This window comes from Massilia niabensis (assembly GCF_042655085.1).
In the GTDB taxonomy this organism is placed as follows: Bacteria; Pseudomonadota; Gammaproteobacteria; order Burkholderiales; family Burkholderiaceae_D; genus Telluria; species Telluria niabensis.
Genome location: NZ_JBHSMU010000015.1, coordinates 1,037,057 through 1,058,539 on the forward strand (window position 1 = coordinate 1,037,057; position 21,483 = coordinate 1,058,539).

The following is a 21,483-nucleotide window of genomic DNA, read 5'->3' on the forward strand; positions in this document are numbered from 1 at the left end:
TATATCGGAGCTATACGTACCTAATGGATCACATGCGAAGAGCTCATCCTGTTTCGTTGGTCCTAGACACTGTATTCAGGCGCATGCCGAACGTCTGCTACCCAAGTTCTATCACGGTGAAACGAATGTAAGCGATGGTATATGGTCTAGCTGACGTGGCAAACGTGCACCTATTCTCTCGATCTCCGATGCATAGCTTCAATCGTCTGCACGTTAAACAGCAAGCGGGTATTCCCCGCAGGAAGCTTTTATTTACTAAATGAAGAAACATCGGTTGATCTAAAAAAATGACATCGTTGCTGCGTCGCTATGGCATGCTGCGTGTCAACTGCTATATCCACATAATTGGCCAGTCATCGTTTGCCGGTATGTGAACGGCGTTCTTCCTCGCTCTAAGTGTACGGAACTTGCCATCGTCTCGACTATTCCTCAGATAACACGACAGTTAGGAATTGTTGCAAATAAAAATATTGTCATCAGGCATATAACAACGGTATAAAGTAGGAACAACAGTTTTGAAATAAAAAAGGACTGGCAGTTTACATTTTTTAAAAACCATGTTTAATATATGACTACTTGGCCGGATTTGGCTTTGCCCTCTTTTGGGCGGCTTGATTCATGAAATTACGTGTACGCTTAGATATATTGCGCTACGCTCGGTTTGGAGTTCGGAACCGCTCCTATGAGAATTTCACTTGGAGATGGAAGGCGTCAATGCGCGTAGCAAACGGGCATCTCGCTTTTCATTGCGCCGGATCGGGCCATGCGTGCCACAATAAACTAGCGGCAAATTTAGACGATTTTAATAACGCCGCGAAAGGCCGTTCATTTCTGCGTGTGAATCTAGTCCTGATGAGTGCTGCTTTGATTGGTAATTTCATAATTAGTTGCATGGGTGTCTTGCGATTCACTAGAATCGACCAGTGAATTTGTAAGGCAACTGAGCGGAACGAGCTTTAACTTGAGGCGGGCAATGAAGACCGAGATCCGAGTTGCTTTTGTTGCTGTCCGTCGCGATCCAGATACGGGGGATCGGCAAGCACTCATTTTCGGCACGGCGATCAAGGGGGGCTCGGAGACCAGGCTTGTTCGATTGGTGGACGCCGCGGAGGTTGCGTCGATCAAAGAGCTCGACCTCGACCGGCTTCACGCATTGCTGTGCGATGACGCTGACCTTCAGACCGTTGATCCTGCAACGTTGCGAAAGACGTTCGGGGGAACCCGGCCGACGGCTGCTGAAGCACAAGTCGATGGCCTCTCAAACGCTGTCGCATTCGTCGACGTCGAGCGCTTCGTAACCTTCAAGTATGAGCGCGCACTTGAAGGGCAGCTCACTTCCACAATCCTACCCCTGTTGGTCGTCGATGCGGCCAACGGCCCCGGGTCAGGTCACGATGGTCCTGTGTTGCGGCGTTCGCGCGTGTCCGTTCAGTTCAACGAAAGTACCACAATCAAGGGCTTTTCCGTCGAGCTCTTCATCAGGCTGGCAGGAAATCCACTGCGTTCCGTTGTGCCGGTTGGCTTATCCAACGGTATTATCCGGCTGCGCCGCACGGGATTGCAAAGTGCCCGCCAGCGCTTGTTTGATCAAGTTGGCTTTCCCCATACCTTGGCGTCTCATCGTATCGCCATCGGTCATGCCTTCGAGTCGAGCAGCAGCCAGGAGCTGCGCGACGATCAAATCGTCTGGCACGCGCAGTACGACGATAGGCCGAGCGGGCTGATACGATTTGCCAGTGATCCGAGGCCCAGGCCGCCAAGCGGTAAATCAGACACGTTCAATCAACCTCCGGCATTACTCTCTTCTATAGGAATCGTCCCCGGCGATCAGCATGGCCGGTACGAGGCGCGAGCGTTTCTGTTCGAGCGCTGGACGATGTCCACGGGCGAAAAAACGGAGCGCCTGGTACTACGTTTGCAAGGGCGGATCAGACTCGATCCCGACAGTTCGCGGCCGCTTATTCCTGGCTTTCCTGTCGATCTCATGGACAAGCAGCCAAGCTTCGAGCTGGTCCAGCGCCAGGAAGCCGAGTCGACATTTGCCAGCCTGTTTGAGCTGACTGGGGCGAGCGATTGGAGTATTCAGCTGCGGCCGCACCAGGACTGGCTACGATCAAATCCACCTGGGCTACGACCTTGGTTGCATGGATCTCTGGAAGATTGGGTAGCTGCATGGAACATTCAGGTCGCTCGCGAGGTCGCCTCGGCGCTTGATAACGTCTCGGGTCGGTCGGCGATGTCGATGCTCCCGACATTTGACGTGTCAGGTTCGTCCCGGCGCAGATGGACCGTGATTTGGGTGTTGCATGGCCGGGTCATGGACAAAGCGGCGGCACAACGGCTCGTACGTCTCGATGGCGACCCGGACCTGGATGCCGCCTTCCAAGGGTTCGCACCGCATTTCGCCGACAGCACGCTTCTGCCAGCTGCAGCTGAGGCGCGGCGCTTTCGTGTGGAAGGGGTGCGTATCCAATTTCAGGCGTTTCGCGACCATAGCGGAGTCGGCATTGCCTATGAAGGGAATCTCGCTGCGCCGCGTCTCGCCACACCCGTCCCGGAGCCCGGTAAACCGGATCCGAGTCAAGAGGTACCGGACGGGCGAATCGACGTTGGCTGGGGCGCCGACGCTCATGTGGACGGTGCGTGCGGATACGCTTTGCACGTAAACCTGGCAAAACTTCCCGACAAGCAGACCTCGCGCGTCGGTGCCTTCGCCCTCACCTTTGACAGTCCGGATCGATCGAACGATCCGGAACATCGGAAGGCGCTGTCATTTGACATCGTCGTGATGCCCGGCCGGCCGGGGGGCCGGCCGTCACCTTTCAGCGGTCTACTTTCACCGAGCTATCTGATATCTGGAAAACTTCCGGTCGAGCGTATTCGTCAGGTCGCCCAGGATCGTCCTGAAGACGATCTCGTCTTCGACGACGCGCTCCGTCAAGATCCGCTAGGGCGCAGCAATCACCACGGCGACGATCCGTTATTTCTTACGCTCGGTGACGAAAAACCCAGCCGTGCAAGCTTCGATCTTTTCGTGTTCGAAACGGGACGTGCGGACCGCGACCGCTTTCTCCAACTTCAGGTGCTCTTCGGCGACTACACAGCGCCCCAGGACGTCGCTCCGCCGCTCAGCCTTACGATAATGCGGCGGCCTTTCATGGTCGCCGCCGCGCCCTCTGTGGACTTGGGTGATCTCTTGTCGGCTAACGAACTTATCCGCAGCGATAAAGTCGCTGCGTGGGACAGCAGTGCTGGACGCTGGCTGGTGCGGACGCCGTCGCAGCGAGTCACGCTCCTGCTACCGCCGCAGGCGATAGGCGAAGCAATGGAAAAGCGTCGGAACCCCGAGCGCGAACTGCCAGAGAACAGAGAGCCGCCTCCGGAGCGAACGGACTTTGATCTCGAGGCAGGTGAGCTGGCCGATTTTCGCTACGGGCCGGCTACGACGATCGTGTTCGACCCATCTGCGCTCGACAGCGACTACGGCGAGCCGCCGCTCAATATCGCCCGACTGTTCGGTGCCGCACGCGGACGGCTTTCAGGGGTCGGCCTCGCGGCTGCCGACTTCGAACTCCTCTACGGATTGTCGACGCATCTTGAGCCAGACCTTGTGGGCAGCAGGGAAACGGTGGCTCGTGCCGCCGAGCTCGGCGCTTATCTCGGCAACCTACCGCCCAGGGAAACAGGGCGGAAGCATCCCTTTTGGAAACGTGCCAACGCGTTGATTGGAGCGGCCGGTTCGAGGCTCGGTGCTATCGAGATCGCAAAAACCGACAATGGCGCACGCAAGTTCGACGCTGACTTGACCTTTACACTGCGCAACAATGCGCGGCTACGCTATCCGCTTGGCGAAGCGAAGCCGGATAATGTCGGCGCTCCTTTCGTCGATGATGGCCTAGCCGGCGGCGTTGCGTGGCCCTTTGAATCGGGCAATATCATCCGCCAGGTGTGGTCCCAACCCCGATCGGACGCTGGCCATGTCGACCGGCTTTCGCTGACGGCATTGGGTGGATTTGGCGAGCAGCGCGCGGAATTCGCGAACGGCCTCACCATCATCGAGACCTTGACGGCGATGGGCCGGGTGCATCGCTACCGGCTCGAGCGTATTGGCCGTATCGCGTGTCTGCATAATCGCGCGAAGCATGTGATCGTCTACGAGCGGAGCGTCGTTCCGTCGGCGCAATTCGTGAATGAGGGCCCGATCGGCGAGACTCAAGATACGCATTATGGCCGTCCCGTCCTGCGTAAAATGGAGGAGTATGTAGAGCTTCTCCAGCCAATCCGGCGCTACCCCGAAAGCGAGGTGACACCGGCGTCAGCGGCTGGGCCGCTAAAGGCCTCGGCGTTCCGCAACGAGCGCATCCATGTCGATAGCCGCTGGGGCCGCGACGTTGGCCTGGACGGTTGGGAGGTTCCTCTGTGGCGGACCGAATTCGAGGACAGTGGCGACCCATCCGACCCGATGTCGCCGGCGTCGATTTATCCCAAGCCCAAGGTCGATCTCATGGTTGCCGCGGGCAAGGCCGAGCTGCCGGTGGAGATCGCCCAGCCTGAGCGGCTGCGCTTTTTCACATGGACGAAAGAAGACGCCCACCGCGATACGGACCTCTGGCCAATATTCGCGGGCGTGGACATGCCACCGGCACCCGAACCTTGGATTGCGCCGCATATCCCGACGCCGAGCCCAGCGACGCTTCCCCGGCCAACACAGGAGGCGCCTGGATGGGAGCGCTTCACGCTAGGCCTTGTGCAGGGCGAAACGGCAGTCAGCCTGGCCGACGGCCGATTCAAGGATGGGCCCGCAGTCCGGCTCGCCAATGTGAGTATATCGCGGTCGGCGCCCGAGCAGCCAAGCGCGACGCTAGGTAAACGTCATGCAGTGTCGAGCGGTATTCAAGCAATGCTCGACGCGATCGAAAAAAGCATCGACGATGCAGCGCGGGAAGCCGGCGCACGGGTATCTACGACTCTGGAACGCGCGAACGGCGATCTGGAAGCAGTCAAGGGACGGGCGGTACAGATCCTGGCGCGGGCGAGGTCAGCGGTGAACGAGATCCGCGACAATAGTCACACAGCACGCGAGAACCTGCGCGCCATGCTTGAAACCTTGCCCGGGACCGGTGCGGCGTGCGCCGCGATCGATACCCTTGTCGATGAAGCGATGGGGAATTTCGCTGTTCGCTTGAGCAGCGTTGTCGACCAAACGCTCGTCGTGAAACCCATGGGGGAGGTCGACAGAGCCGTTGCGACAGTACGGGCGGCGCTGAACGACGCGGCCAGCGATGCCGAGGAGCTGCGGGCAAAGGCCATACAGAATGTCGATGAACTAGCATCGGTCGTTCGGGCAACACTCGTCAACGCGCTTTTGCTGATCCGCTCTACCGTCGAGAGCGGGTTGTCGGTGATTACCGAGGCGCGCGATACGCTTACGAGCTTCACAAACGTCAGCAATGCGCTTAAGGCCGAGATAGTAAAGATCGGTGTATGGGTGTCCGCGATCGGACCGAATGTGCTTACTGCGCAACAGGAAGCCGAGCTCCGCAAGCAACTTGCGGCTGTCGTGGTGAAAGCGCACGCCGCGAGCGCCAAAGTGCGGGACAGAGCCCATTTCGTTGGCCGGCTTGCCGATGCAATCGACGCGTTAGCGGACTCCGCCAGAAAACTCATCGATCTCTCGCTGAACGCCAAGGAAACAGCGGATGTCCTGGGCAAGAAGCTTAGAGACATTGCCACCGATGCCGATTTCAAGCCGCTGCTGGAGAAGTGGCGCCAGCTTTACCAGGATATCGATGCGAACGCCCTCAACTTGTCCACCGACGTCGCGGCAGGGCTCTCGCTGGCCGAGAAGATGCTGCTGGCTGCACGGAAAGACCTTGAGGAGCAGCGCGACACAATTCTGGAAACGATCGGGAGCTGGCCGGGCACGGAAGTCGCCGCTCTGCTGAGCGCAGAGCTCAACCGCGCAGACAGCGTTCCAGTGCAAATTCGAGCGCAGGCACAGGACATCGCCAAGCAAGCTAAGACGGCCTTCCTCGGACCGCTCGAGTCGGCCCGGCCCAAACTCAAGCAGTCCCTGTGCGCGCTTGTCACCTACGCCTGGCCCGCGGTGGAAGCGCTTGACCAGTATGCCAAAAAGCTCGATGCCACCGTGGGGGCCTTGGACAAGTGGATCGATTCCATTGCAGCGGAGATCACGGCTGCCGGATGCGACACCATCGAAAAGATCGAGGGTGCGCTCGGTGTAGTCGCGCAGGATCTCCTCGGCCATGTCGAGGAAGTGCGCGATAGTGCTATGCGAACGGTTAGCTCGGTGCTGGAGCGGGTCGAGCCAGCTTATGAGAAGGCGGAGAAGCTTTATCAGAAAGGGGACGCGGCGCTGCGGCTCGTGCGGGCGCTCGGCGATCCGCCGGTGGGAGACGGCATTTCTGCGACGCGCCCCGAAGTGGCGTTCGGCTTGTCGGTCGCCAAGGACAAGCTCGGCATTGACGTCACGCCCGCGATCGCCCTGGTCGCGAAGACCGAGGCGAGGATCGAGCAAGCGCGGCAGCTCGGCGCCGCCGCCCAGGATCTTGCGGGAGAACTCGGCGTCAGCCAGCCTTTCAATGCGCTCACGGACCGCATCGGGCTAATCGCGGACCGCTCCCGCGCCGGGGTCGCGGAGCAGCTTGAGAAGCTGCAGGCCTCTCTGGGCATAAGCGACATAATCGATTCGATCGCCGGCCTGCGCGATCTCTTTCCCGATTCGCTACCAGTACCGATCGAGCGCCTCAGCGATTATGTCGTGACCAAGACGGACTTCGACGCCGATCGGCAGGTCACCTCGCTTTCCGCGAGCATCGACCTGCAGTTGCGGGCGCGCGAGCGGATACTGAACTTCGGGCCGGTCACCGTCGCCATGCTGGCAGGCAAGATAGAGGCGCATTCGCTGTCCGAGGCGGACGACAAGGGCAAGATCACCAGCCGGAACGACGGCCAGGTCTCCGGCACGCTCGAACTGTCGGTTTCCGACTATGCGGTGATTGGCTTTCGCGACACCTTGGTGCGTCTCGACAACGGAAGCTTCGACGTCCAGATCCGACCCGACCGTCTCGTCTTTGCCGACGCGATGCAGATGCTGGTAATGCTGCTCGAGCAGGTTGCGCAGGGTAAGGGTATCGAACTCTATCCGGTGCTGGCCAACGGCGAAGACGTCGGGCGTGGCACCTCGCTTGACATGGTGCTCCCAGACTTGAGTGCTGGAGCGTTCGCGATTTCCGGACTGTCGCTGTCGATTCAGTTCGAAGTGATAGTGAAGGACGAGTTCGAGCTGGTCATCAACGCGGCGGTGGGAACGCGAACGGCCCCGTTCGTTCTTACCGTCGCCTTTCTGCAGGGAGGCGGTTACCTCGTCTCGACAACACGTTACCGGCCGGCGGACAATCGGCTCATCCAAACGGTGTCGATCGGCATCGTCGCCGGCGCCGGCGCCGGATTCAACTTCGGCGTTGCCTCCGGCTCGGTGTTCCTGCGACTTGGCGTTGAGGCCGAAATGAGCTGGATGAGCCAAGGAGGCGGTCAGACGATTGCGATCGTGCTTTTTCTTCATGCCGGTGGGTCAGCTCTTGTTTTCGGCGTTATCACGATCAGCATCAGTGTGATGCTTGCCTGTCGATACAACGGCAGTAGCCTCGATTGTTCGGGCACATTGACGGCGGAAGTGCGGCTAAGCCGCTTCATCAAACGCTCGGTTCGTCAGCACATTACCTATGTCCTTGCCGGCAGTGGCTCGGGCAAGTCTTCCTACTCAAAATCCTACGAGTAAGACGATGACCGCATCCTTTGGCCTCGACATTCATTGTGTATCGCTTCCACTCGCGGCAGACGAGTTCTCCGACATACTCCCTTTGAAGGACGACTTCATAAGAGCGCTGCTGGTGGTACGGGTGGCGCCCTATCTTGCGCTTGAGCATCCGGATGATCCCGTCCCCTCGCCACTGGACGAAGACGCGCTCTATCAGCCTTGGCAATGGAGCAGCCTCGAAGCAGCCGGTTGCTGGAGCGTTTGGTCCGTGGCCGGGGGAGCGAAACAGCTGCGAGCCATACCGATCCCCTATGCGCTGGCGGCCGAGGAAAAGACGTTCTGCCAAGCCTTGCAGGGCCATGCACCGCAATGGGCAGAAATGATGAAGCAAGCCAAGGGCTTTGTCGTGCCGTTCGTCGCACGGATCGAACCGCGAGACGCGAGCGGGGACCTCGACGTCCACGATCCCGCCTGGTCGTCGGTTCATCCGGAGCGCCAGGGTAAATATTGGTGCGATGCGCTCATTGGCGCGGCTAGTCTTCCGGCGCCAATCCCCTATGCGGATGCAATGAACGTCGCGGCCTGCCTTTTAATCGAGCACGGAAAAGATGAAGCGGATCCATTCGTCGCCGCACCGACCTTCACCGTTACGCTGAACGGCATCGTGGCGACCTTGGCACCGCAACCGCCGACCAAACCGCTCGATGACGATGCGAAGAGGTGGATCGTACCCCTGACCCTAACTTTGGATAACGCTGTCCATGCTGGATATGCGCTGGTAGATCCAGCCGAAGACCCGGCGAAACGTTACGACCTGGCAGCTGAGGATGACACGAGCAACCGTGTCATCAGTCCCGCCGAGATGTGGATCGGGGGAAACCCCGCAGCCCGAGCTGCGCTTGAAGGCACACGCCCGGTCGCCGTCACCGGAGGAGGCGGTGCGGAGCCTGGAGGCTATGAACCTGCGGCGATAGGCGAGGCGGTCGTTTGCGTTGCCGATCTCACGGCGGCGTTGGAGACTGTTGACGACTCCTCAGTTGAGATGCTGGACTGGCGGCGCGCGGTGATGCGTGACCTGGCACATAGCGGCATGATCGGCGATCGCGAGAGCCCTCCGCCAGCGATCGACCTCCTTCAACAAATCGTCGAGCAGGAGACGGATACGAACCGCAGAGCCGCCGTTGGCGCCATGGCTGTCCGCCTCGCGGCCATCCTCGGCGAGCAGGAACGCTGCTGGCTGTTGGCCGACGGTGTCGAGCGGTGGGCATCCTTCCTCGAGCACGCGTTCCAGGATCTCGCGAAGGCCCGGAGCACCTGGGATCTGGCGACGAAGGCCCGCCGGTCTGATTCATCGACACTGGCGCAGACGCGCCAGGCCTACAGTGAAGCGCTGCGCGCTATTTCACCATCTAACAAGGGGATGCTGGCAGCCCTGATACGCGCGCAGTGGCAGGAGGCGCTCTACGCGCGAGACAATGCGCCGCGCCGCTTTCCGCTTATCGCTGGAACAGCCGCGGATGCTATCCCGCTTTTCGTGGCGCTCGATCCCACCCGCAAAACCCCCGACGATGTCGAGGGCACTGGCCGTGTCGGTTTTCGCGGCGTCCTCGATATGCGCGATGCAGGAGAATTCCGCATCCTCGTCGAAGTCGCTGCAGGCGATGCAGGCGAGCTCCACTTGAGTTTTGGCGAGGGAGCCTTCGCAGCACTGGCATCACCTCCTGTGTCGCGCCTGACCGTCAAGGCGATGCTGGGCACAGGCGCCTCGGTGAAGGTCGTTCTCGGTGGTATCGAGACGGACATTCCGCTTTTACCGGCTGCAGCCAAGACGCTGTGGATCGCGTTTCGCTGGTTCGGCAGTGTGTTCGCAGTCGCCGCGGGCGGTAGCGAGGCCGTCGGTGCCGACCATGCGGCCATGACCGAAATGCAGCTTCGGCCCCGCGGCGAGAGTGTCGTGATTGCGACTGCCGCTGCCGGCGCCTTGTCGCTCGGTGTCGATACTGTCACGCCGGCCGCGGCCCTCCCGACGGTAGAGGCGCTCGATGCCGTTCCGGTGTTGTCGCACATGTGGCGCAATCCTCTGGCTCGTTGGCTTTCCGGGGCTTTTGTCGAGGCGGTTTCCAAATCGACCCCAAACCCCATCGGCGCACTACGGGACGGCGCGGTCGCGGCTGCGGAGGCGTTTGTAGCAGGGCGTAGTGGGGGCTGCACCTGGGGGCCGACGCCGGGCACGGCGCTTCCTTCGCTCGTTGAGTGGTTCAAGCGTCAAGCCGACATTGCGTTCGATCGGTTTATGTCTCGGCGAGCAGCGAGCTTGGGGACGCGGATAGCTGCGCCGATCCGGTTGCGGATTGACCAGCCGGCAAAGGCGACCAACGATCTGTGGGATGACTATGCCGGGGCGGGGGTCCTGGTCGGCCGAACCGCGCATGGCGCGCAGGCGCCCGCGACCTGGCGAAGCTTGTGCCCGGCGACACTACAAGTCGGCGCTGATGGGGTATCGCTCGGCGTTCCTGTGCTGCCGCGAGCGGTGATCGAGATATTGGGCCTCAGGACTTTCTTCATCGAGTACAACAACCGGCTGCTTAGCAGCCGCGCCGAACATGACTCGGACATAAACACATCCGAAAACCAGCTCGTTACTGTGCGAGCGGCCGACGCCGGGCGATGGATCACGCCCCACCTCATCTTCGACACTGACCAGTGGTTCATGCTGTTCGTCGTTGGAATGGGTGGCGCGCTGCCGTCTTGCTTGCGTGACAGGCATCCCGCCCGGCTCAAGATGGCTGAGCATGCGGGAAAGGTGGCGGTCGTGGCTGACTGCGCTCCACCAGAAATGATCCAAAAAGTCCATTATTTGCGAGACGTGACGATTGCGGCGCCGGGCGGCCAGGACAAGGTCAGCATGCGAATTCAGTCTCGTTATGCTGGTAAGGTCAAGGAAATGAAAGTGAAGTTGGGCGACAAGGTCAGGAAAGGCTCCTTGCTGCTGGTGTTGGAAGGCGGTCCAGTTCAAGTTGAAGTGTCCGATATGGGTGGTTTCGAGGAAGCGAAAGTAACTACGGTAATGATCAGGGCGGGCGATACCATCAAGCCTGGCCAATTACTGATTACGATCGAGTCTGACAAGAAACCATTGCCTTTCCATCCAGCCGATGCGGTGAGCCCGCTTGCCAGTGAACTCGAAGATATCGGCCGGCGGATCGAGGTAGGTGGACCGCTTCACTTGTTCGCTATGAGCGCGACGCGCGGGACGCTGAGCATCGGAAACGGCCAGTCATTGCTGCTTGAGATTTTCGATTTGTCACTCGCGTCGGGCGACAAGCTTGCGCTCATTCTGCGCGGCGAACCAGACCCAAATGATCCGCATTTGAGCGTTGTCATCATGCGTGCGGCAGCGACCAAGGTAAAGGTCGCTGCGAAAAGTATTGAAATCGAGACCGGGCCGGAGCTTCGCAACGTCCGCATCTTGGTCGAGCCGCACAAGCCGGTCAACGAGCGACTACGCGTCTCGTTCAGTGAAAACGCGGACCTCAGGCGCGACGGCGACATGATGTGGACCGACACAGGTTCCACCGATGACGTCGACTTTCAAGAGCTGCGGAACGGTTTTCTGACCATTGTGAATCATCGCGCGCGCGCCGGCCTCCGGATTCCACGGGTCGCGATCGACGGTGTCGTCGTGGCCGATGCGCTCATGAGCGACGCGCTTCCCGAGACGATCGTGCTTGGATATGTGGGAAGCGGCAGTCGTACGCGGTTTGTGTCGCCTCCGCGTGCGGAATTTGAAACCCTGTCGCGCTGGTTAGCTGCGGGGCTACAGGATGATGCGACCCGGGAAAATACGCAGCATGCCCTGGACAAGGCGTTTGCTGCCCGATCGCTTGGCGCGCCAGATGCCAAAGAGCTTCAGCCGGATCCTGCGGTTAGTCGATATTACATCGAAGGTGAGATCATTCATCGCCTTTCTTCCGGCGCCGGCATTCGAGGCAAGACTGGTTGCCCGGTCGCGTTAAGGTCGTCGCTGGCGATCCACCTCTCCGCGGCCGCGGCAAGCGACAGGTTCGAGATCCGGACGACCGAGCAGCGAATGGAAGTCAAAGTTCCGGAAGGCTGTGTTGCCGAGCTGTGTATCTATGGGGCCATTGACTCGGCGGCTGTAAAGCGCTTCGAGCCAGAAGTGGTGCGGGCGATGCGGTGCGAAACGCTCGATGATGGCACGCAGATCTGGCTCGGTGCGCCACAACGATTCTGGGTGGAAAGCCCGCTCGATATCGGGCTCGATACCTATCGCGACGCGATGCTACGGGCGCTTGTCGCCAAACCGGAAGTGCACGACCGCCGCCGTCGCGCGGCGATCGGACTCGAGCCAGATCGCAGCTCATCAATGGCTCGGGACAGGAGCCTCTTCCGTGCAGTTGGCCGTTTCTATGTTGTGCCACAGCGCTGGAGCTGGCGCGGACGGCAGCTGCCGATGTTATCCCTCGAAAAATGCGAGATGCTACCTGCCCGTGACCCCTTCAGTGAATGGGTCCTGGCGATTTTCCAAGACCGGGCTGACGACGATCACGGGCCAATGGTTCCAGGGATTCTAAAGCGGCAGCACTTAGCGACGGACGGTGCCGGGCGTCCTTTGACTTCTATCGATTTAGGATATTCCGGCAGCGCCAATATGTGGCGTTTTGGAGTCGAGCTCGAGAGCCGCTACCGCCCCCTTAAACCGTCCGACCCGAACCAGCGCATCCGTGGCGCAATTGCGGGCAAGGACCGTTGGCTCAGCCATCTGGTCCTGGCCGATGAGGTCGGTGCTGCACGCCCGCGTGAAATTCTCAGACCGAGCGTGCGCTCGATCCTGCCCTTGACGGAATCGCTCGATTTCGACGGCAATGTCGCGACAGCGCCCCTGCCGCCTGTCATGGTCCAGCTCGATGAGGGTTGGAGTGCTGGTGACAATATCAGCGAGCAGCTCGAGGTAGTGGTCGACATCGGCATCGATCCGCTTAAGCGAGATGCCGAGGGCAAGCCTATTTCTAAGGAGGAAAGCGGCAAGGGCGCTGAATTTCGGAAGATGTATCAGCAGGTGGGGGGGGATGTCCTACTTACAGCAACGGGCCATACGGGGGAGCTGATCCCTCTCGCGGTCGATGGCCCCCTCGGCTTCTCGTTCGATACCGTGGCTGGCGGCACTTCCGCGCGCCGGGCGGCCTTCCTCGTCTCGCTGGTCGACGTGCCTGCGCTAACGCATTGGAAGCAGTTGTGGCCGATGGCGCGCTTCTCGTTCAGGCGTGTCGAGAACCCCAGGCTGACCGCACAAGCCGAGCTGACACCGATCGGGAAGGTGTATGGCTTTAGGGAAGACGCCGAAGCAATAGAGCTCATCTTCGATGTCCCTGACGCTGGCGAGACGTTTCGGTTCACCGTGATTGGCCTTGCCGGCCATGCCGCGCTCTTCGAGGTGAAAGTGACCTTTGAGGACGATGGATTGCGCATCGAGGCTAGCCTGCAGGGGCTCCGTCCCTTCGCAGCGCGCGCCGAGGAGAAGAGGGAGCAAAGTGGCGCGGATGAGGAGCAAGATGGTACGGGGCAGGGCGCCGATCGGGCGACCCTTCCACGGCTGCGGCTCGCACCCTCGAAGATTCTTTTGAGCAGCACCGGTGTACAACTCAAAGTCGTGTTCGCGCGCCAAACCGGCGAAAAAGGAGCTCCGCTTCTTCATATCACACCTTCTTTTAGCGACATGCACAGCTTATTGGCCGCACAAGAGCAAGGCGGGAGCGCGTGGCGCGGTGGCATGAGCCTGCCGATCGACGTCGCCGCGCTGGGCATCGATGTCTCAGTACCGCCGACCAGCGCCCTGCCGATGCGTTGCTCACCGTTCGTCGCAAGCAGCTGGGTTCAGTTCACGCCTGACACATCGAGATTCTTGGTGGAGTTGGCTGGGGCCACGCCGCAGGTCGTTGTGGTCGAGTCCCTGAAAGTTGAACTCAGCGGACAGGTCCTTAAGCTTCGGTATGCGCGAGATCCGCGCACGATCAACCGCCTGATGTCTGTCGCCGAACCCGACAGTGGCGGAGTGCCACGCTTCCGGCTGTTCGCGACCGTTTCCCACTGGGTTGCGGACGCCGGTGGACGGTCGGTCGAGCAACATGTCGAGGTAGTGGAACTGAATGCCGCGGGCGCGACAACGCTCACTCGGCCAGTGCCAGCAGGCGGTGGCCGGCTTCGGATCCTGAGCCTGATGCGTACCAATGATCGTGTCGCACAGGTCCCCATCGCTTCTCCAGAAGCTTTGAGCGTCCTGATGTTTGGATCATCCCCCGGTATCGATGAAACGCATTTGCGTGTGATCGGCACGTCGCGACCATTGCCGCTGAGCGGCAAATAAACCTGAACGATTTTTCGAGTGGAGGTAAATTGCCATGGCTTCGAAAGTGACGCTCACGCTGACGTGGGGCCAGGATACCGCAGTCCTGACGCTCCTCGATGTGCTTGGCTTGGGCAATACGTGGACCTGCGATCCTACCGATTTTCTGTCAAAAGGGACGGGGAAGTGGGCTCAGGGTTTGGCATCATTGCCGGTGGTACTGAGCGACGTAACCGATAAAATTAGTGTGCTTCATATTTACTCGCTGGACATGTTCAACCCTGAAGTTGGAGACGATGGAAACGATGCGATCGCGAGCGGCGACGGCGGAACGGTTGGCGACCAGCAAGTCGTGAAATGGATCGTGGATTCGGTCGCGTGAGCTGAGACGCTTCACTCATGCTAAAGGCAGATGCATGCGACATGGAGTTTGCGGATCAACTTTAGCATTTTGGTGCCCGAGTTGCCTGCGTTTTGATGGCGAAAACCCAAGATCGGCAATGAAAGGAAAAATCATGTCAGATATTAAGTACCGAGTGCCCGTCATCGCGCAGTCCAGGACAATGAGTTGTTGGGCAGCGGCGACTGCGATGCTCATGTCCTGGAAGCGGGGCTTTATGGTTACGGAAGAAGAGGCTGCGCGCCTCGCGGGCAATAACTTCCTGATCGCCTTTCGGCAGAATCAGGGTGTGACCGGCGCTGAGATCGCTGAACTCGCAGTCCAGCTCGCTCTCACCGCAGAGCCTCCAAGCTCGCACACGTCTGCGAGCTACCGTTCGCTGTTGGCGTCCAAGGGCCCCCTCTGGGTGGGGACGGCAATCTTTTCAACAACGGCAACATATCGGCACGTTCGGATCCTCAGCGGTATTCGTGGTCCGGAAGGCGATCCGGATCCTGTGCTCGACATCATCGATCCTGACGGTGGACGTTCATATGGAGCATCTGTCAGCCATTTCGCCCTTGAACTTGAGGAGATCGCGCGGCAGGATCTAGGCGCCGGGCAGGAGCTGCGGCCGCAAATCATCCATTACCCATGAAAAACGGTTCTCCGAACCTAAAAATGCTTGGTGCCGTAAATCCAGCGGGCTTCTGAAACGCGAAAGGTGAGTTACTTTCTTGCGCCACAGCTAAATTCACTCGACATATCTCTTGTGATGTCGGACGAACGATGAAGTACTTCTGAGCACAGATTGAGCCAGAACGACTCTTGTTGTCAGTTCACGGTGCCTCGCACGATGGGGGAATGCCACACCGACCGTGTCGAGATTAGCTTGCCACTAGTGCAAGCGTGACGACGTTCGTTCGAGCGCAGATCGTGGATCTGCGGACACTCGGCTGACCAACGTTTCTCACGCTAGATTTTGGAGTGGTCGGAATGCGATGACGGTTGATGTGGATTCCTTAATGACCCGGGCATTGTTTCGCGCCTCAGTCCCAGTGCTGACACCCCGGAAGCTGACGAGTGGGTTGGAAAAATACCCAATGCGTGTCCCGGGAACGCTTTGTTTGACCATGACCGTGTTCCAGGTACTACCGTCGGCTTTAAAAGTATGCCCTTTGGAATAGGAGGGGGTGTACTTGCAGCCAGTCTCATGACAACAGCCGAAGTTGTGTCCGATCTCGTGGACCAAAGTCCAAATTGAGGCAGAATCGTAATTGACGACGCTATAGGCACGATTTGCGAACGATGCGGACGGCTTGCTCATGACGTTCGCCAAGCCGCCGAGACTGCCATTCGCAACTAATAGGCTGACCAGGTCAGCTTCGTATTGATCGCGCAGGGCATGCAGTTTTTCAAGCCCAATGACGCTTCCTTTGACCAACTGCTCGAGCATAGTGTAATAGCCTTTTTTGCCGGATATTTCGGAATAGTCAGGTAATTCGACAACCGCAGCTAAACCGAGGCGTACATCGACGTTGCTGTTTTCAAGTACATCGTTCCCCTTATTCACCGCCGATACCGCACGCGCTCGAACACTCGCTTCCCCACCCAGCGCCGCCTTGACTCGAGAGGTGTAAACGATCAGCAGTTTGGCAACAGGATTTGCGATATCGCTTCGGTCGCCTGCGCCATCGTCAGCAACGTCCACCTCCGTCTCCTCGTCCTCGTCTTCGACTCCGCAGTCTGGGAGCAGCTCGCCATCTAGCTGACGAATAACGTAGCGAGTGGTGGTATCGAAACGCATCGCTTGAAAGTGCGCAAGGGAGCCAATCGACGGCACGAACAGGTCGAGGTCGATGACGCCGTTTACGAGGGTGATGGTCACCGCTGAGTCGCTCTCATTATCCAGCCTGCCAGAGAAAACGAGCACCCCATCTTGCGAAACCGGGGCGTCGAGCAGGGCTACCGGTTCAAACTGAAAGGGCGTAAACGACTCCACACGGCCCGATGCGACAAAGGTTGCGTCGTCATCCGCTGATGAGAACAGGTTCAACCGAACCTTTGACGGACCAGGAGTGAGGGCGTTGCCTTGATTGAGGAACGCTGCACTCAATTCGGCCACGCGCGCCCTTATTCCATAAGGGCCCAGAACTACCTGCGCATCTACTTGCACGTCTGCGCTTTTCGGAAAGGCTTCGAACAGGTCCAACACGTCGTCGGTACTGGTCATAATATCCTCCTTGATAGTAATGAACGTTCAAGATAGTCTCTTGTTACACACATTACAATTCGTTTTGGACAAACGGGAGGCGCTGGCGTAACGCCAAAGCGACGCTGCCTGTGTAGCCCGTCTGGAATAGACAACAGGGGGGCGATTCAAATGCTAGTTTGCAACCGGAGCCCCTGCATGAAATCGACCGTTATGAACACCTACCAATCCTGACAGGTAGAACTGTTTATGAAACTGCTATTTGACTTTCTTGCATGTTTATATTTAACTAAATTTTATTGAGTGTTGGCAAGTACTAAGTGAGGTGGCGGAGCGAGCATGGCGTTTACAGATACGGTCGAGTTAGGTCGAAACAGAAGCACAGTGAGAACCAGCGACTCGAGTTGTCGCGTGTTGGCTAATAGGTCGAATACTGGTACGCGGATGATGGCGTGAGCGGCAAGGTGCCAGCGCTGCACCGTACGTACTTTTGCGTCCTCCTCCACAAGAACTGCGCCAGCGGGATCCTCGTAGTGTCAGAGCTCGATCATCTGAGCCGAGACGCCCAGGGCATCGATGCCACGATTGAAACGCTTGCCGCGCGCCGGATAGAAGTCATCGTCCTGCAGCTCAGCAAGCTGGACCTGAACTCGTCTGCCAGCAAGCTGATGCTGGCAATGTTGGCGGCCATGCCGAGATGGAGCGCGATCTGCTGGTCGAGCGCACCCAGTAGGCTTGGCCCGAGCGAAGGCTAAGGGCAGGACACTCGGAGGCCTAGCAAGCACGACGCACGAGCAGCGCGCGGCGATGGTTGCCCGATACAAGGGAGGCGGTTCGATAAGCGCACTCTCCAGGGGTTACGACGTCTCGCGCGCGAGCGTGATACAGGTCGTGACGCCAGCCATTGCTCAGTGAGGTGGTCGTATGAAGCGCACATACGAGATCTGCTCTCGGCCAAATCACTTGGGCGGTGGATGGAATGTGGAATTATTTGAGGATGGGGGGAGGCTGGCAGACGAACTTTCCTACTTCCCAAAGAAGATGCACATGACGGTATGGCTTGGTGGAATGCCTTGAACGAACAAAGGCGCGCGTAATGGCTCATGATGGCGGCTTCGGCCATGCCCGCCGCCGCGCGCCATGCTTACCTGCTAGCCGAAGCCTACAACGATGGGTTCGAGGAAGGCGAGTCCTGGACGGCATAACTCGGAATGATCCGCGGGGTAAGAGCGGGGGTAAGATAGAAAAATCAGTACTTTTCATAGGAGAGATGGCGGACACCGCTGGTATCGAACCAAGGTTGGGACACAACCGAATTCAGTGCTGTCCTGTGAATGAGGTTGGGAAACGGTTGAGGGGGATAACGTTTGCATTATCGAGCAGTGCCTCAATTCGCTCGCCCAGCCGCTTCCATGCCTCCCGCTTTTCGAGCGCGTAATCGTAATGCAGATACGCACGGCGTATGCGGCTACCAGCCAGCACGTGGTTCTGGCAGCGGTCAATCACATCAGGCGACACCCCAAGCTGTTGCATCATTGTCGCCCCCGTCCGCCGGAGATCATGCGGCGTCCATTCGCCATTTTTCCCATTTGCCAGCACCAGCGAATCGTCGTGCCTGCGGTTCTTTAGCGGCTTGCGCTTCTTGAAGCGCACCTGCCGGTCGCCAACCTGCTTCGACACGCTCTTGAGGCACACGTGCCGTGCCGGCTCTTCGCAGTTCGTTGCATTGGAGGGAAAGCAAAACTGCGTCTCTCCCGTGAGGGCGTGCAAGGCCTTAAACTGGCGGAGCGCGAACGGCGACAGGTACACTTTCCATGCGACCTTGGTCTTCGTGTCCTCGCGCGGTACAAACCATTCTCCTGTTGCCAGGTCGACGTTCTGCCACCGAGCTTTCAGCAGTTCACCGATCCTGCACATCGTGCCGAGGCAAATCCAAAGTGCCAGCTGCGTTTCCTTTTTCAGGGGCCGATCAACGCTGTATTTCGTGCCGGGTGGCGCCGCCACGTACGCGTTTTCCATCTCGTCGAGCTTGAGACGTAGGTCGCGCAGTTCTTCCCCCGACAGCACGCGGTCTCGTTCGGCGTCGGGATCTACTCCCGGCGGCAACAATTTCTTGAATTCGACGAGGTCGGCAGGATTGCCATCCGCCATGAGGGCGCGCCACGGCTTACGCTTTTCCGCCCACTTGAACATCTGGATGAGGCTACTGTGGACAGTAGACGCCATACGACAGGCGTCTCGTTTGATTATGGCCCGCAGCAAGGCCCGCAAGTCTCCTTCGGTCGTCAGGCGGACGGCCTTTTCTCCAATCGTGGGCAGCACATCCTTCTCAAAGTAGCGGCGCAGTACGGCATTGCCATCCGCGCGCGACACGCCGTCCCGTATCCAGGCCTCGTACATCGCGCGGATGGGCAGGTTCTCGGATTCGATGCGGGCGGCCTCAGCAATCTTCGCCTTGATTTGGGCTTGCGCGTCGATCCTGGCCGCACGCTTGGCATCGGTTGGATTGGCCCCGGTCTTGATCAGTGCCCGCGCCCGGTCGCGTTCGGCCCGGATAGCTTCCAGGCTAACAGACGGCCACGCTCCGCAGTAATGCCACGTCTTCTTGCCTTCCCATTTGAAACCATAACGGAATGGTACAGACACAACCCCATCCGGCGTCGCTCGTACCTCGCCAACGAGTCCGTCCCCATCGCTCAGCATGTCACCCTTCCATTCCGGACAGACGGCCTCGAGCTCCTTAACCGTCCAACGGCGGCCTCGGCCTTGACGGGGATAGCGCGTCATGATGAGCTCCAATGGGTACACCAATGGGTACACCGTAACATGGCTGGTGCCGGACGTTCACGCACTTAGCTGGACATTGGAGTTGATCTAAGTCTATGATTTTACGAGTAATTATCTTCCGGTGATGTCCAGTGGCGTCCAAGCAAATCTTACTTTTTAGGTCATGGGGTGCATGGGGTCGGAGGTTCGAATCCTCTCGCCCCGACCAACAGAATCAATCGGAAAAGCCAGTCTTCGGACTGGCTTTTTTCGTTTCAGGCGGCCCGGCGTCCTGGCGGCGCGCCGCACCGCCCATTGACCCTGCATGAGCGCCGATTTCATTCAATCAATAATTTGACGTTTTGTTGTGGGAGCCAAATAAAGTTCCCCTTCCTCATCGGTTGTCTGCATATACTTCGATGAAACGCAAGAGTTGGTACTGAACCCGGCTTGTTTGTCATTGTCCGGCTCGCTTAGATTGGTGCGTGCCGTCGATGGCCGCGTCCGCGGCGCTGGCGGCACCATCCATTTCGAGGAGCACGAAGATGAAGACGATGTTGCAGTCCTTGTCCGACCTGGTTCGCACCAAGTCCACCCGGCGCGCGACGCCCCAGCGTTCGCGCCGCGCCTGGCTGGCCGCCGGCGCGCTGGCCCTCTCAAGCCTGACCCTGCCGTTCAGCCCGGTCCAGGCGCAACCCGACCCGCGCAATCCCAACCAGCAGTGGGTCGGCACCTGGGGGACCGCGCCGGCCGGCCCGCCGCTGGCCGCCCAGACGCAAACCTTCAACGACCAGACCCTGCGCCTGATCGTGCATACCAGCATAGGCGGCAGCCAAGTGCGCATCCGTGTGTCGAACGAACACGGCACGACACCGCTGCGCATCGGCGCCGCGCATATTGCCCGGCGCGGTGCGGGCGCGGAAATCATGACCGGCACCGACCGCGTGCTGACCTTCAGCGGTTCGCCGTCGATCACGATTCCGGCCGGCGCCCCGGTGCTGTCCGACCCGGTCGACCTCGACGTGCCGGCGCTGTCGGACCTGGCGGTCAGCCTCTACCTGCCGGGGCAGGTACAGGCCACTACCATCCACGGCTCGGCCTTCCAGACCAACTACGTGTCGCTGCCCGGCAACTTTACGGGCGCCGCCACGCTGCCGACCCAGCGCACGATCACCTCCTGGCCGTTCCTGACCGAAGTCGATGTCAGCGCGCCCGGCGCCGGTGCGATCGTGGCACTCGGTAACTCGATCACCGATGGCGCCATCACGACCATCGACGCCAACCGCCGCTGGCCCGACCTGCTGGCCCTGCGCCTGCAGACGACACGCGACCGGACGATCAATAGCGCGCTGGGCGTCGTCAACCGTGGCATCGGCGGCAATCGCCTGCTGCGCGACCCTGGTACGCAGCCGCTGTTCGGACGCGCGGCGCTGGCGCGTTTCGACCGCGACGTGCTGGCTACCGCGGGCGTGCGGCACCTGATCGTCCTGATCGGCATCAACGACATCGGGCACCCGGGCACTGGCAGCGCGCCCGCAGAGGGACCGGTGACGGCGCAGGACCTGATCGCGGGCTACCGCCAGCTGATCGCGCGAGCACACGCGAAGGGCATTCCGGTCTACGGGGGCACGCTCACGCCTTTCGAGGGAACGATCTTCCCCGGCTATTACACCCCGGAGAGAGAAGCCGTGCGCCAGATGGTGAACAACTGGATCCGTACCAGCGACGAATTCGATGCCGTCATCGATTTCGACCGTGCCGTGCGCGACCCGGCCCATCCGACCCGGATGCTGCCCGCCTACGACAGTGGCGACCACCTGCATCCGAACGACCTCGGCATGCAGGCGATGGCCAACGCCATTCCGCTCGAGCTGTTCCGCGGTAGCGGTGCGGCAGCGCTGAAGGCGGTCAAGCGGCAGGCCCAGTGAAGCGCCGCCAGCACCGGGCAGCCTGGCAGTAGCGGGCCGTACCAGATCAGTCAG

The 21,483-nt window shown here is 59.7% G+C and carries 8 protein-coding genes; 6 read left to right on the plus strand and 2 right to left on the minus strand.

What is annotated here, in order from left to right; all coding sequences use genetic code 11:
* Positions 1-973 precede the first annotated feature (973 nt).
* The 4 genes from ACFPN5_RS19060 to ACFPN5_RS19075 all read left to right on the plus strand — a co-directional run bounded on the left by ACFPN5_RS19060 (position 974) and on the right by ACFPN5_RS19075 (position 15,181).
* The gene (locus ACFPN5_RS19060) at positions 974-7,801 is read left to right on the plus strand and encodes a coiled-coil domain-containing protein (RefSeq protein ID WP_379785365.1); all 6,828 of its coding nucleotides are present in this window, start codon (positions 974-976) and stop codon (positions 7,799-7,801) included.
* A 4-nt stretch (positions 7,802-7,805) separates the two neighbouring features.
* Complete coding sequence (locus tag ACFPN5_RS19065; protein WP_379785366.1) at positions 7,806-14,165, plus strand: biotin/lipoyl-containing protein; 6,360 nt, start codon at positions 7,806-7,808, stop codon at positions 14,163-14,165.
* 34 nt (positions 14,166-14,199) lie between these two features.
* Positions 14,200-14,526, plus strand: coding sequence for a hypothetical protein (locus ACFPN5_RS19070; protein ID WP_379785367.1), 327 nt, complete (start codon positions 14,200-14,202; stop codon positions 14,524-14,526).
* Between the two features lie 118 nt (positions 14,527-14,644).
* Positions 14,645-15,181 (plus strand): papain-like cysteine protease family protein, encoded by a 537-nt coding sequence (locus tag ACFPN5_RS19075; RefSeq protein ID WP_379785368.1) that lies wholly within the window; start codon positions 14,645-14,647, stop codon positions 15,179-15,181.
* A gap of 312 nt (positions 15,182-15,493) precedes the next feature.
* Here the strand turns inward: ACFPN5_RS19075 and ACFPN5_RS19080 are convergent, their stop codons facing one another.
* Positions 15,494-16,756 (minus strand): M12 family metallo-peptidase, encoded by a 1,263-nt coding sequence (locus ACFPN5_RS19080; protein WP_379785369.1) that lies wholly within the window; start codon positions 16,754-16,756, stop codon positions 15,494-15,496.
* Positions 16,757-17,187: 431 nt separating this feature from the next.
* Here ACFPN5_RS19080 and ACFPN5_RS19085 point away from each other — a divergent pair, with 431 nt between their 5' ends.
* Positions 17,188-17,490 (plus strand): recombinase family protein, encoded by a 303-nt coding sequence (locus tag ACFPN5_RS19085; protein WP_379785370.1) that lies wholly within the window; start codon positions 17,188-17,190, stop codon positions 17,488-17,490.
* 562 nt (positions 17,491-18,052) lie between these two features.
* On the opposite strand, the gene ACFPN5_RS19090 is transcribed toward ACFPN5_RS19085, so the two are convergent.
* Entirely contained in the window at positions 18,053-19,522 is a 1,470-nt protein-coding gene (locus ACFPN5_RS19090) for a tyrosine-type recombinase/integrase (RefSeq protein WP_379785371.1), read from the minus strand.
* A gap of 524 nt (positions 19,523-20,046) precedes the next feature.
* Between ACFPN5_RS19090 and ACFPN5_RS19095 the strand changes: the two genes are divergently transcribed.
* On the plus strand, positions 20,047-21,429 hold the full coding sequence (locus ACFPN5_RS19095; RefSeq protein ID WP_379785372.1) for an SGNH/GDSL hydrolase family protein: 1,383 nt from the start codon (positions 20,047-20,049) through the stop codon (positions 21,427-21,429).
* The last annotated feature ends 54 nt before the right edge of the window (positions 21,430-21,483 follow it).